Below are 12125 nucleotides of genomic sequence, written 5' to 3'. Positions count from 1 at the left end.
CGACCCATGACCGCACCGCAGAACCCGCTGCTCAACGACCGCGACGTCGACTTCCTCCTCTACGAGGTGCTCGACGCCCCGCGCCTCTGCGCGCTCCCCCACTTCGCGGATCACGCGCGGGAGACGTTCGACCTCTACCTCCAGAGCTGCCGGCGGCTCGCGCGCGAGGTGCTGTTCCCGACGTACAGGCCGGTGGACGCGTCGCCGCCCCGCTTCGAGGAAGGCGCGATCTCCGTGCACCCCGCGCTCAAGCAGGTCTTCCGGCCGCTCGTCGAGCTCGGGATGCTCACCGCGACGCGGCCCGCGGCGGTGGGAGGCCAGCAGCTCCCGCTCGTGGTCGCGACGCTCGCCGGCGCGTACCTGATGGCCGGCAACCTGAGCGCGTGCGGCTACCTCGGCCTGACGACGGGCGCGGCGCACCTCATCGAGACGTTCGGCGACGACGCCCTGAAGGCCACGTTCATGACCCGGATGTACGCCGGCGAGTGGACCGGGACGATGGCGCTCACCGAGCCCCAGGCGGGCTCGAGCCTGGCCGACGTGCAGACGCGCGCGGCGAAGGCCGACGCGGGGCACTACCTCGTCCGCGGGTCGAAGATCTTCATCTCGGGCGGGGACCACGACCTCACCGAGAACATCGTCCACCTCACGCTCGCCCGCATCGATGGCGCGCCGCAGGGGATCAAGGGGGTGAGCCTGTTCGCCGTCCCGAAGCGGCGACCCGAGCGCGGCCAGCTCGTCCCGAACGACGTGGAGGTCGCCGGCATGATCCACAAGATCGGCTGGCGCGGGCTCCCGAGCCTGGCGATGAGCTTCGGCGAGCGGGGGGACTGCCACGGCTACCTCGTGGGCAGCCCCCACCAGGGCATCGCCTACATGTTCCAGATGATGAACGAGGCGCGCATCATGGTGGGCGTCAACGCCACGGCGACCGCCTCGGCGGCCTACCACGAGGCGCTCGGCTACGCGCTCGCCCGACCGCAGGGCCGGCGGCTCGGCGCGAAGGACCCGCAGGCGCCGCAGGTGCCGATCATCGAGCACGCCGACGTGCGCCGCATGCTGCTCCGGCAGAAGGCGATCGTGGAGGGCAGCCTCGCGCTGGTCGCCACGACCGCGATGGTCGCCGACCTCGCGGACCACGCGGCCGACGCGGAGGAGCGGGAGCGCGCGCAGCGGCTGCTCGACCTGCTCACGCCGATCGCCAAGACGTTCCCGGCCGAGAAGGGGTTCGAGTCGAACGCCCTCGCGGTCCAGGTCCACGGCGGCTACGGCTACTCGAGCGAGTACCTGCCGGAGGCGTGGCTCCGGGACCAGAAGCTCAACTCGATCCACGAGGGGACGACGGGGATCCAGGGCCTCGACCTCCTCGGCCGCAAGGCCGTGGCCGGGGGCGGCGCCGCGCTCATGGCGCTCGGCGGCGAGGTCCAGCGGGCGATCGGCCGGGCGCAGCGCGCCGGGGTCGATCCCGCGTGGGGCGAGCGCCTCGGCGCGGCGATGACGCTGGTCGGCGAGGTGACGGCGCACCTCGCCGAGGCGGGGATGCGCGGCGACGTCGAGCGGATGCTGCGGCACAGCGCGGACTACATGGAGCTCGCCTCCACCGTGGTGGTCGCCTGGCAATGGCTCGCGATGGCCGCGGCGGCGCGGGAAGGGCTGGCCGCGGGCGCCTCGCCCGCCGGCTTCTACGAGGGCAAGCTGTGCGCGGCGCAGTACTGGTTCTCGACCGAGCTGCCCCGGGCCGAGGCGCTCGCGGCGCTCTGCCGCTCGGGCGAGGACTCGTACGCGCGGATGAAGCCGGAGTGGTTCTGAGGCGCGCGCGCCGCGGGGCTCGAAGCGCCGGGGCGCGCGGTCAGGAGAGAGGAGCTGTCGCATGGGTCGCACGAAGAGGGCCGTCATCCTGGTGGGGCACGGGGCTCCGGCGGCGGATTGCCCGCGCGAGCTCGTCACGCGCCTCAAGGCGCTGGAGGGCCGGCGCGCGGCGTCGGGGGGCGGGCCGCCGAGCCCGGAGGAGCGCGAGGTCGAGGCGAAGGTCCGCGCCTGGCCGCGCACGCCGGAGAACGACCCGTACCGCGCCGGCATCGAGCGCCTCGCCGCGGAGCTCGCGCCGCTGCTCGACGGCGCCGAGCTCCTCGTCGCCTACAACGAGTTCTGCGCCCCGACGCTGGCCGAGGCCGTCGCGACCGCGGCCGCGCGGGGCGTGGACGAGATCGCCGTGGTCCCGTCGATGATGACCCCCGGCGGCGTCCACTCCGAGGTGGAGATCCCGGAGGCGCTCGCGCAGCTCCGCGCCGAGCACCCGTCCGTCGCCCTCCGCTACGCCTGGCCCTTCGACCTCTCGGCGGTCGCGCGCCTGCTCGCCGCCCAGCTCGCGCGGGACCTCGGCTAGGACGCCGGGGCTGCGCAAATGTTGCCGCTATGTCCGCGGAGCAACAACTTGGAGAGCTTACCTTGTCCCTGTCGGGTGCTTACGCTACTTGATTGACGCCGCCTTCAGGGGTGGCCGTACAAGGGCAGGGTAGCGGGCAGACACGACGCGCCGTTCCTTGCTTGACACGAGACCCAGGATTCCTCCACCAGGAGAGCGAGATGTACGTCCCGACGACGGCGATCCGGCCTCAGCTCGATATTCGCGCCCAGGCGCCCGTGCCGACGAAGCACGGGGTCTTCCAGATGTTGGTGTTCCACTGGGGTGGGACGACGAGCTCCGACCAGGGGCTCTCCCCCGATCACGTCGCCCTGATCATGGGCGACGTGCGCGGCAAGTCGGACGTCACCCTCCGCGTGCACTCGGAGTGCCTCACGAGCGAGGTGTTCGGCTCGCTGAAGTGCGACTGCCGCGAGCAGCTCGAGGCGTCCCAGGCCGAGATCGGCCGCCGCGGGCTCGGCGTCGTCCTCTACCTGCGGCAGGAGGGGCGCGGCATCGGGCTCGCCAACAAGATCCGCGCGTACCAGCTCCAGGCGTTCGGTCACGACACCGTCGACGCCAACCGCATCCTCGGCCTGCCCGACGACGCCCGCGGCTACGAGCCCGCCGCGGCGATGATCGACCACCTCGGCATCGAGTCGATCCGGCTGCTCACGAACAACCCCGACAAGGTGGAGGCGCTCCGCGCGCTCGGCGTGCGGATCTCCTCGCGCTCCCCGGCCATCGTCCCGGCCAACCCGTTCTCCGCGCCCTACCTCGAGGCGAAGCGCCTCCGGATGGGCCACGCCATCCCGTCGCTGCGCGACGGCGCGGCCGCCGAGAGCGCCGCGGCCGGCGACGCCGAGTAGCGATGACCGAGGGGCTGAAGGAGCCGGGGCCAGGCGAAGGGCAGCCCGAGACGGGCGAGGCCGAGCGGTTCCGTTCGTTGCTCGTCCCCGTCGATCTGACGGCCATCTCGGACCGCGTCCTCGGCCGGGTCGCGCTCCTGCCCCTGGCCGACGGAGCTCGCGTCACGCTGCTTCACGTCGTCCCCGGCAACCTCCCCCCCAGGGCCCAGGACCGCGCCGAGCGGGATGCCAGAAGCTCACTCGCGAACGAAGCGCGGCACCTCGCGAAAGCTCTGCCCAGGGGCGTCGATGTCGAGCCGGTGGTGAAAATCGGCAGCTCGGCCGCGGAGATCGCAGGCTGCGCGACCTCGACGGGGGCCGAGCTCATCGTCATGGGCCGTGGCGGCGGCCGCGCGCTCCGGGACACCTTCCTCGGCTCGACCGCGGAGCGGGTCATCCGCCGCGGACAGCTCCCGGTCCTGGCGGTTCGGCTGGCTCCTCGCGCGGCGTACAGCCGGCCCGCGGTCGCCCTCGACCTCGAGCAAGGATCCACGGATGTGCTCGCTCTGATGCTCCGGTTGATCCCGACCCCGCGGCCGCGTGCCACGGTGATCCACGCGTTTGACACTCCCTATCGCGGGCTCGCCTATCCCAGCCTCTCGGAGGAGGACGCAGAGGCGTGGCGCAGCGAGCTCGAGCGAACAGCGACACAGCAGATGGCGAAGCTGCTCGCTGCCTCGCTGGCGCAGGCCAAGGTGCGTCCAGCAGAGGCGCCGCCCTGGAAGACGCATGTCCGGTGCGGCTCCCCGCGGCGCGTGATCGAGAAGGCAGTCAAGAAGGCAGAGAGCGACCTCCTGGTGCTCGGCACCCACGGCTATTCCGGGGTCGCTCACGTCGTCCTCGGGACGGTCGCTGGAGACGTGCTGCGTCAGGTCGCCTGCGACGTGCTGGTCGTGCCTGCTGGGCCACGCGCCGAGGAGCCCGAATGAGCCTGCGTCCGGCCATCGGCTCCCTCGCTGGTCCGGCCGTCATCATCGTCTGAGCCGAGCTCCTGCTGCGCGGGGCGCCGCGCACCGCCGCGGCGCTGACGCTCAGGAGTCGCGGGGCGGCGTGAGCGGCGGCGGCGTGTCGGCTGCTCCCGCAGCGCGGCGCCGGAACAGCGCCACGCGCGCCAGGAGCAGCGTGGTCACAGGGACCGTGATGGAGAGCATGATGATGATGAGCCACGGGTGCAGCACGGGCCGGGACTCGATCATCGAGAAATAGAGGATGCCCGCCAGCGCCACGCACCAGCTGCCGAAGGTGTACGCCAGCGCAGGGGGATGCATGCGCAGGAAGAAGTCTGGCAGGCGCAGGAACCCGAGCGCGGAGATGACCACGAACAGGCCGCTCAGCACGAGCAACGCCGCGACCGCCGCCTCGACCCAGAGGGGGAGCTGGTTCATTCGATCACCTCGCCTCGCAGGATGAACTTCGCCATCGCGGATGAGCTCACGAAGCTGAAGAGCGCGATCAGCAACGCGGCTTCGAAGTACGTGTCGCTCCGGTGACGGATGCCGAGCACCAGCATGACCAGCATCGCGTGGAAGTAGAGCAAGTCGAGCGCGAACACGCGATCCTGCGCCCGCGGCCCCCGGATCAACCTGATGACCACGAGGACCGACGCGACGGCGTAGCAGCCGAGCGCGAAGGCGATCGCGCCAGACAGGAGTGCGCTCATTCGAAGATCTCCCTGAGAGGCTCCTCGTAGCGAGCCTTGAAGCGGGCGACGAAGGCGCCTTCATCACCGACATCCCACACGTGCAGCAGGAGCGCGCTGCGATCGAGCGCGAGCTCCGACCACACGGTGCCCGGGACCACGGTCGTCACCATGGATAACGCGGCCAGCCCGAGCGGGTCCCGCAGATCGAGGGGCACGATCACGAACTTCGACTGCGGTCGCCGCCATCGCCAGGTGACCACGCCCCAGGCGACCTCGAAATTCGAAGTCAGGACGTCGTGGCCGACCCTCAGGATGAAGCGCACGACGACCAGCGGCCGCCGCACGCGGGGGTTCGTCAGCCGCAGGGTCGAGGTGAGGAGCGGCACCGCCAGCGCGAGCCCCAGCCCCAGGACGATCTGGCCCACGCTCGTGGAGCGCGCGAGCGCCAGCCACAACGCGAACAGCGCGGCGGACAGGAGCGGCGCGGGCGCGAGCTTCTCGAGGGAGGTCACGGTGCCCCCTCCTCTCCGATCACGGAGCGCGTCGGTCCCGGACGGGGTCTCATCGACAGGACGGCCTCGATGTACGCCTTCGGCGCGTGCAACCCCGCGGCTGTCGCCCTCGTGGTGCGCAGGACCGGCTCGGCGAACAGCGTGAGCAAGACGCAGCAGAGGAGGAGGCCGAGGACGGAGGCGGCCTCGACGACCTTCAAGCGGGGCGGGAGCCGCTCACCCGCCGACCAGAAGTGTCGAATGCCCGCCCTCGCGAGGGAGATGGTGGCGGCGAGCCCCGAGAGGAGCAGCAGCCCGAAGAGGAGCCACGCGGCGGACGAGGCGGGGGCGCCGGTGCTCGGGTGGCCGCCCCCTCGGGGCGACAGGAGGGCGGTCAGCAACGAGGCCTTCGCGACGAAGCCCGAGAGCGGCGGCAGCCCTGCGACGAGCAGCGCGCAGACCATGAACGCCAGGCCGAGCAACGCGATGGACACGGGAAACGCTCGGGCGACGAGCGGCGCCTCCTCGTCATCGAGGTTGGTGTCCTCGCCCGGCTCCACGTCGAGGTCCGGCACCCGCCGCTCTCCGTCGGAGCCGATGCGCTCCACCAGCTCGACGAGGAGGAAGAGAGCGCTCACCGCCAGCGTGGCGCTCAGCATGTAGAACAGCGCCGCCGACGTGACCGCGGGGGTCCCCGTCCCGAGCGACGCGAGGAGCGTCCCCGACGACACGATCACCGAGAAGCCCGCGATGCGCCCGAGGGACGTGGAGGCCATGAGGCCGATCGCGCCGAAGGCGAGGGTCGCGAGCCCTGCGTAGAGCAGGAATGTCCCCCCGAACTGCGCTGAAGCGCCCGCGGAGAAGAACAGCGTCCACAGGCGCACGAGCACGTAGATGCCCACCTTGGTCATCAGCGCGAAGAGCGCCGCGACAGGCGCGCTCGTGGCCGAGTAGGCCGGCACCAGCCAGGCGTTGAGCGGCCAGATCGCCGCCTTGATGAGGAACGCCACGGCGAGGATCGCCGCGCCTGCGTGCAAGAGCCCGCGATCGCGCGCCGGGACGAGCGCGAGCTTCTCGGCGATGTCGGCCATGGAGAGCGTGCCCACGACGCCGTAGAGCACGGCGAGGCCGACGAGGAAGAGCGACGACGCGAGCAGGTTCACCGCGATGTAGTGGAGCCCCGAGCGCACCCGCGGCCACCCCGATCCATGAAGATGCAGGCCATACGAGGCCGCGAGCATCACCTCGAAGAACACGAAGAGGTTGAAGAGGTCTCCCGTGAGAAAGGCGCCGTTGAGCCCCATCAATTGAACCTGGAAGAGCGCATGGAAGTACGCGCCTGCGCGACCCCACGCGGCCTCCGCGTACAGGGCGGCGCCGAGGCTCACCACGCCGACCAGCACCAGCATGAGCGCAGAGAGCCGGTCCGCGACGAGCACGATCCCGAAAGGCGCCTCCCAGTTCGACATGAGATACACACCGACGGCGCCGGGCGAGCCGCCAGCGTCGGCGCCCCGCATGATCTCCAGCGCCACGAGGAGGCCTGCCAGGGCCGCGCCGATGTTGGCGATCGACTTGGCGCGCTTGCGCTTCTCGCCGAGCAGGAGCAGCAGGGCGGCCGTCATCAGCGGCAGCACGACGGGCGCGACGATGAGGTGCGGGAAGCGCTCGGTCACGGCTCCTCCCGCGTTCCATCCACGTGGTCGGTGCCGCTGAAGCCGCGCGAGGCGAGGAGCACGACGAGGAAGAGCGCCGTTGTCGCGAACCCGATCACGATGGCCGTGAGCACGAGAGACTGCGGCATCGGATCGGTGTAGTGCTGGAGATCGGCGGGCACGCCAGGTCGCACGAGCGGCGGCTTGTCGATGAAGATGCTCCCCATGCTGAAGATGAAGAGGTTCACCGCGTAAGAGAGCAACGTGAGCCCCATGATCACCTGGAAGGTTCGCGGGCGCAGCACGAGCCAGATCCCGGATCCGCCGAGCACACCGATGACGAGCGCGAGCAGGGCTTCCATCTAGCTCGCGCCCTTGCTCGCCGACGACGCTGGGCTCTGTGTCGGTCGCCGGTGCGCACGCAGCGACTGGTGAGCGAGCGCCGTGAGGGTGAGGAGCGTCGCCCCCACGACGACCGCGAACACGCCGAGGTCGAAGAAGGTGGCGCTCGGCAGGTGGACTTCGCCGACCAGCGGCAGCCTGACATGCGCGGTGTGCGTCGTGAGGAAGGGATAGCCGACGGCGAGCGCGCCGAGGCCCGTCGTCGCCCCGAGCAGCAGCCCAACGGCGATCCAGCGCGCCGGACGGAGGCGCGCGCGCGCCTCCAGCCAGAGCGCCCCCGAGACCATGTACTGCATGAGCATCGCGATCGCGACGATGAGGCCGGCCACGAAGCCGCCGCCTGGCTCGTTGTGCCCACGAAGGAGGAAGTGCGCTGCGACGAGGACGGAGACCGGCAGGAGCAGGCGCGCGATGATCGCCGGCACCATCATGTATCCGCGCGCGGCGTCCTCGGCCTTGCGCGGCTTCACGAGATCGGTGACGACATCGGCCGGAAAAGCTCTCTGCTGCTGGGGCTGCTCGATGCTCTCCGGGGGCGGCCGAAAGCGGCGCAGGAGGGCGTAGACCGTGAGCGCGACCGCGCCGAGGACCGTGATCTCGCCGAGCGTGTCGAAGGCACGAAAGTCGACGAGCATGACGTTGACGACGTTGGCGCCTCCTCCTTCCGGCAGCGCGCGGGCGAGGAAGAACGGTGAGATGCTGTGCGGCGCCGGCCGGGTCAGCAGGGCATAGGAGAGCGCGGCGAGGCCGCTGCCGCCGCCGATCGCGAGCAGCAGATCGCGCGCGCGCCGCACCCTGTCGCGGGCCCTGACAGGCCTCGAGATCCCTTCGATGCGCATCGGCAACCAGCGCAGCCCGAGCAGGAGCAGGATGGTGGTGATGATCTCCACGACGATCTGCGTGAGGGCGAGGTCGGGCGCCGAGAACCACATGAACGTCAGGCAGGTGACGAGGCCCGCGCCGCCCATCAACGTGATCGCGATCAGCCTGTGGAACTTCGCCATCACGGCGGCGCCGACCGCGCAGACCGCGCCGATGACCCACAAGAGCACGAACGCAGGCGACGCGGGGAGCCGGTCCCGGTCGCCCCACTCCAGCGGGACGCCGCGCGCCGCGAGGAGCGCGAGGAGGAGCGCGACCGCGATGATCACGAACATCTGCGTCTGAAGCCGTCGAGTTCCGACGAGCCGGAGCGCCCTTCGCGAGAGGCGCGTGAGCCCGATCAGCGCGCCCTCGAACAGCCGCCTTGCGTTGAGCCGTCCGACGAAGGGCGTATCCTGGAGTCGCCCCTGCTCCTGGTGCTTGCGCAGCCAGAGGTACCCGACGACGCCGGCCGAGATGGCGACGAGGCTCATGACGAAAGGCGGGTTGAAGCCGTGCCATATGGCGAGGCTGTACTCGGGGAGCGCCCCACCGACCACCGGGCGGGCTGCGGCCGCGAGCGACGGCCCGATGGAGATCGCCGGCGCGACGCCGACGATGAGGCAACTGAGCACCAGGAGCTCGATCGGCGTCCGCATCCACCGCGGGGCTTCTTCCGGCTGGCGAGGAAGATCGGTCGACGGCGGGCCGAAGAAGATGTCGTAGCCGAAGCGCAGGGAGTACACGACCGCGAAGACCGCCGCGATCGTCGCCAGCACCGGGAGCCCCACTTCCACCGAGCGGTGCGCGGACAAGAACACCGTCTCGGCGAAGAACATCTCTTTCGAGAGGAAGCCGTTGAGCAGCGGCACGCCGGCCATCGCGCCGCTCGCCACGAGCGCCAGCGCGCCGGTGTGAGGCATGGAGCGAATCAGGCCATTCAAGCGACGGATGTCGCGCGTCCCGGTCTCGTGGTCGACGACGCCAGCGGCCATGAACAGCGAGGCCTTGAACGTCGCGTGGTTCATGATGTGGAAGACGCCGGCGACGGCGGCGAGCGAGCTGTTGAGCCCGAAGAGGAGCGTGATGAGGCCGAGGTGGCTGATGGTCGAGTAGGCGAGCACGCGCTTCAGATCGTTCTGGAACATCGCGATGTACGCGCCGAGCAGGAGCGTCGTCATGCCCGCGCCGCTGACGATCCAGAACCACAGCTCGGTCCCCGAGAGCACCGGCCAGAGCCGCGCGAGCAGGAACACGCCCGCCTTCACCATGGTCGCCGAGTGCAGGTAGGCGGACACCGGCGTCGGCGCGGCCATCGCCCGCGGCAACCAGAAGTGAAATGGAAACTGAGCGCTCTTGGTGAGCGCACCAAGCAAGATGAGGACGAGCGCGACCGGGTAAAGCGGGTGTGACCGCACGCGGTCGCCCGAGGCGAGGGCCACATCGAGCTCGTAGCTGCCGACGATGTGGCCGAGGATGATCACGCCTCCGAGGAGCGCGAGCCCGCCCGCGCCGGTCACGGTGAGCGCCATGCGCGCGCCCCGCTGCGCGTCCACCCGGTGATGCCAGTAGCCGATGAGCAGGAACGAAACGAGGCTCGTGAGCTCCCAGAAGACGACGAGCTGAACGAGGTTGCCCGAGATCACGACGCCCAGCATCGCGCCCATGAACGCGAGGAAGAACGCGTACAGGCGCGCCACCGGATCCTCGGGGGACATGTAGTAGCGGGCGTACAGACAGACGAGGGCGCCGATGACGGTGATGAGGACGGCGAACATCCACGCGAACCCGTCGATCCGGAGGACCAGATCGAGACCGAGCGAAGGCACCCACGAGATCGTCTCGCGAATCACGCCCCCGTCGCGGACCCGCGGGAACAGGCTGATGACCCAGGCCGCCGCGCCGGCCGACACGAGCCCTGCGCAAGCCGCCAGCTCGGACCGCGCCCGCGTCGGCAGGAGCGCGGTGAGCACGCTTCCGAGGAATGGCAAGAGGAGCAGCGCGACCAGCGGCATGGCGCGCGAGTGTACTTGCTGACCGCACCGGGTTCAGCCAAAAGGTGGGAGGGGTCGCAGCGTTCGCGACACCGAATGGCGGCACCAGGGTGCTCGTCGAACGAACCGCTCCGCGGAGCGGTTCGTTCAACATCAGGCGCGCATGTCGCGACCGAGCCGCTGCGAAGAGGTCTCGTGACGAGAGGAGACCCAGTCGCCGACAAGCGCTCTCAAGCGGAAGACACCGTGAGCTCGAACAGGATATTCCGTGGTTCTCGACATGCCGCGCGACCTCGCCGGGTCCGGAGGTCGCGCACCCACGCCCGCTACTTCTTCGCCGCGTCCTTCAGCCGCGCCTTGAGCCGCGCGGCGTAACCTTCCTTGTTCTCCTGCTTCACCCGGCCGATCGCGAGCGCCTCCTCCGGCACGTCGCGGGTCACGGTCGTGCCCGTCGCCACGTAGGCGCCCGCGCCGATCTTCACCGGGGCGACGATCTGCGAGTCGCTGCCGATGAAGGCGCCGGGGCCGATCTCGGTCCGGTGCTTCCGGAAGCCGTCGTAGTTGCAGAAGATCGTCCCGGCGCCGACGTTCGCGCCCTCGCCGATGTCGCCGTCGCCGAGGTAGGCGAGGTGGTTCGCCTTCGCGCCCTTGCGGACCACCGTCTTCTTCGTCTCGACGAAGTTGCCGATGTGCGCGTCGGCCTCGATCTGGCTGTCCGGACGGAGGTGCGAGAACGGCCCGATCTGCGCGCCGGCGCCGATCGACGACTGCGAGGCGACCGTGTACGGCTTCACGGAGGCGCCGGCCTCGACGACAACGTCCGTGAGCACCGAGCCCACGTCGATGCGCGCGCCCGCGCCGACGCGCGTCTGGCCCCGCAGCACCACGGCGTGCTCGATGACCGCGTCCGGCTCGACGACCACGCCCGCGTCGACGCGGGCGCTCGTCCTGACCGTGACGCCGCTCCGGCGCAGCGCGTCGGCGATGCGGCCGTAGAGCACCTCCTCGGCCGCGGCGAGCTGCGCGCGATCGTTGATGCCCACGAGCGAGCCGACGTCCCTGGCCACGACCGCCGCGGTGCCGCCGGCCTTCGCCGCCTGCGCGACGATGTCGGTCAGGTAGAGCTCGCCCTGCGCGTTGTCGGTCGTCAGCCCGGCGAGCGCGCGCCCGAGGAAGGCGCTGCGGGCGAGGTAGACGCCGGGGTTCACCTCGGTGATCGCGCGCTCCTCGGGGCTCGCGTCCTTGTGCTCGCGGATGCCGATCACGCGGCCGGCGCCGTCGCGCAGGATCCTGCCGTAGCCCGTGGGATCGGCGACCCGCGCGGTGAGCATCGCGATCGGCGCGTCGGGGGCGCCGTCGAGCGCCTCGCGGAGCTGCGTGAGCTGCCACGGATCGAGCAGCGGCGTGTCGCCGCACAGGATCAGCACCGCCTCGGTGCTCGCCTCGATCTGCGGCATGGCGCAGCGCACCGCGTCGCCGGTGCCGCGCTGCTCGGGCTGGAGCGCCGTGCGGACGGCCTTCCCCCGGGCGCCGAACGCCCTGTCGAGGGTGGCGGAGACCTCGTCACGGCCGTGGCCGACGACGACCACGACGTCCGAGGCGCCGGCGGCGATGGCCGCGTCGACGACGTAGTGGAGCATCGGCCGGCCGCAGAGCTCGTGGAGCACCTTCGGTCGGGCGCTCTTCATGCGCGTGCCTTGTCCGGCGGCGAGTACGACAGCGGTGAACGGGGCTTGTTGGGCGGTCGCCATCGCCCGCAGCCTACCAC

Annotated in this window: 11 protein-coding genes; 4 read left to right on the top strand and 7 right to left on the bottom strand. The window is 70.9% G+C overall.

Going from position 1 to position 12125, the window contains the following annotated elements; all coding sequences use genetic code 11:
• The first annotated feature begins 6 nt into the window (after nucleotides 1-6).
• The 4 genes from WME76_RS25940 to WME76_RS25925 all read left to right on the top strand — a co-directional run bounded on the left by WME76_RS25940 (nucleotide 7) and on the right by WME76_RS25925 (nucleotide 4241).
• On the top strand, nucleotides 7-1809 hold the full coding sequence (locus tag WME76_RS25940) for an acyl-CoA dehydrogenase (RefSeq protein WP_437954959.1): 1803 nt from the start codon (nucleotides 7-9) through the stop codon (nucleotides 1807-1809).
• A gap of 61 nt (nucleotides 1810-1870) precedes the next feature.
• Nucleotides 1871-2386: a sirohydrochlorin chelatase gene (locus tag WME76_RS25935; RefSeq protein WP_437954958.1), complete on the top strand. Its 516-nt coding sequence runs from the start codon at nucleotides 1871-1873 to the stop codon at nucleotides 2384-2386.
• 200 nt (nucleotides 2387-2586) lie between these two features.
• Nucleotides 2587-3273 carry a GTP cyclohydrolase II gene (gene ribA / locus WME76_RS25930; protein ID WP_437954957.1) on the top strand — a complete coding sequence of 229 codons (687 nt, stop codon included), beginning with the start codon at nucleotides 2587-2589 and terminating at the stop codon, nucleotides 3271-3273.
• A 2-nt stretch (nucleotides 3274-3275) separates the two neighbouring features.
• Nucleotides 3276-4241, top strand: a complete 966-nt coding sequence (locus tag WME76_RS25925; protein ID WP_437954956.1) for a universal stress protein — start codon at nucleotides 3276-3278, stop codon at nucleotides 4239-4241.
• A gap of 102 nt (nucleotides 4242-4343) precedes the next feature.
• Here WME76_RS25925 and WME76_RS25920 read toward each other — a convergent pair whose 3' ends face one another.
• From WME76_RS25920 to glmU, 7 genes are all read right to left on the bottom strand, one after another.
• A complete protein-coding gene (locus WME76_RS25920) occupies nucleotides 4344-4697 on the bottom strand; it encodes a Na+/H+ antiporter subunit G (RefSeq protein WP_437954955.1) in 354 nt (117 codons plus the stop codon).
• Nucleotides 4694-4972 carry a K+/H+ antiporter subunit F gene (locus WME76_RS25915; RefSeq protein WP_433927343.1) on the bottom strand — a complete coding sequence of 93 codons (279 nt, stop codon included), beginning with the start codon at nucleotides 4970-4972 and terminating at the stop codon, nucleotides 4694-4696. Before WME76_RS25915 ends, WME76_RS25920 begins: the two co-directional genes overlap by 4 nt.
• Nucleotides 4969-5466 (bottom strand): Na+/H+ antiporter subunit E, encoded by a 498-nt coding sequence (locus WME76_RS25910; protein ID WP_437954954.1) that lies wholly within the window; start codon nucleotides 5464-5466, stop codon nucleotides 4969-4971. The genes WME76_RS25915 and WME76_RS25910 overlap by 4 nt, the downstream gene beginning before the upstream one ends.
• Nucleotides 5463-7070 carry a monovalent cation/H+ antiporter subunit D gene (locus WME76_RS25905; RefSeq protein ID WP_437962163.1) on the bottom strand — a complete coding sequence of 536 codons (1608 nt, stop codon included), beginning with the start codon at nucleotides 7068-7070 and terminating at the stop codon, nucleotides 5463-5465. The genes WME76_RS25910 and WME76_RS25905 overlap by 4 nt, the downstream gene beginning before the upstream one ends.
• Nucleotides 7071-7117: 47 nt before the next feature.
• Entirely contained in the window at nucleotides 7118-7462 is a 345-nt protein-coding gene (locus WME76_RS25900) for a Na+/H+ antiporter subunit C (RefSeq protein ID WP_433927340.1), read from the bottom strand.
• Nucleotides 7463-10378 carry a monovalent cation/H+ antiporter subunit A gene (locus tag WME76_RS25895; RefSeq protein WP_437954953.1) on the bottom strand — a complete coding sequence of 972 codons (2916 nt, stop codon included), beginning with the start codon at nucleotides 10376-10378 and terminating at the stop codon, nucleotides 7463-7465. It lies immediately after the preceding gene.
• 305 nt (nucleotides 10379-10683) lie between these two features.
• Complete coding sequence (gene glmU / locus WME76_RS25890; protein WP_437954952.1) at nucleotides 10684-12045, bottom strand: bifunctional UDP-N-acetylglucosamine diphosphorylase/glucosamine-1-phosphate N-acetyltransferase GlmU; 1362 nt, start codon at nucleotides 12043-12045, stop codon at nucleotides 10684-10686.
• Between the last annotated feature and the right edge of the window lie 80 nt (nucleotides 12046-12125).

Source organism: Sorangium sp. So ce119 (assembly GCF_051524405.1).
GTDB classification, from domain to species: domain Bacteria; phylum Myxococcota_A; class Polyangia; order Polyangiales; family Polyangiaceae; genus Sorangium; species Sorangium cellulosum_G.
The sequence above is the reverse complement of the archived record's forward strand: the minus strand, read 5'-3'. Positions and strand labels throughout refer to the sequence as shown.

Coding starts and splice junctions, on each gene's coding strand:
- WME76_RS25935 (WP_437954958.1), top strand. CDS start 1,871: ATGGGTCGCACGAAGAGGGCCGTCATCCTGGTGGGGCACGGGGCTCCG.
- WME76_RS25925 (WP_437954956.1), top strand. CDS start 3,276: ATGACCGAGGGGCTGAAGGAGCCGGGGCCAGGCGAAGGGCAGCCCGAG.
- WME76_RS25895 (WP_437954953.1), bottom strand. CDS start 10,378: ATGCCGCTGGTCGCGCTGCTCCTCTTGCCATTCCTCGGAAGCGTGCTC.
- WME76_RS25915 (WP_433927343.1), bottom strand. CDS start 4,972: ATGAGCGCACTCCTGTCTGGCGCGATCGCCTTCGCGCTCGGCTGCTAC.
- ribA (WP_437954957.1), top strand. CDS start 2,587: ATGTACGTCCCGACGACGGCGATCCGGCCTCAGCTCGATATTCGCGCC.
- WME76_RS25940 (WP_437954959.1), top strand. CDS start 7: ATGACCGCACCGCAGAACCCGCTGCTCAACGACCGCGACGTCGACTTC.
- WME76_RS25920 (WP_437954955.1), bottom strand. CDS start 4,697: ATGAACCAGCTCCCCCTCTGGGTCGAGGCGGCGGTCGCGGCGTTGCTC.
- glmU (WP_437954952.1), bottom strand. CDS start 12,045: ATGAAGAGCGCCCGACCGAAGGTGCTCCACGAGCTCTGCGGCCGGCCG.
- WME76_RS25905 (WP_437962163.1), bottom strand. CDS start 7,070: ATGACGGCCGCCCTGCTGCTCCTGCTCGGCGAGAAGCGCAAGCGCGCC.
- WME76_RS25900 (WP_433927340.1), bottom strand. CDS start 7,462: ATGGAAGCCCTGCTCGCGCTCGTCATCGGTGTGCTCGGCGGATCCGGG.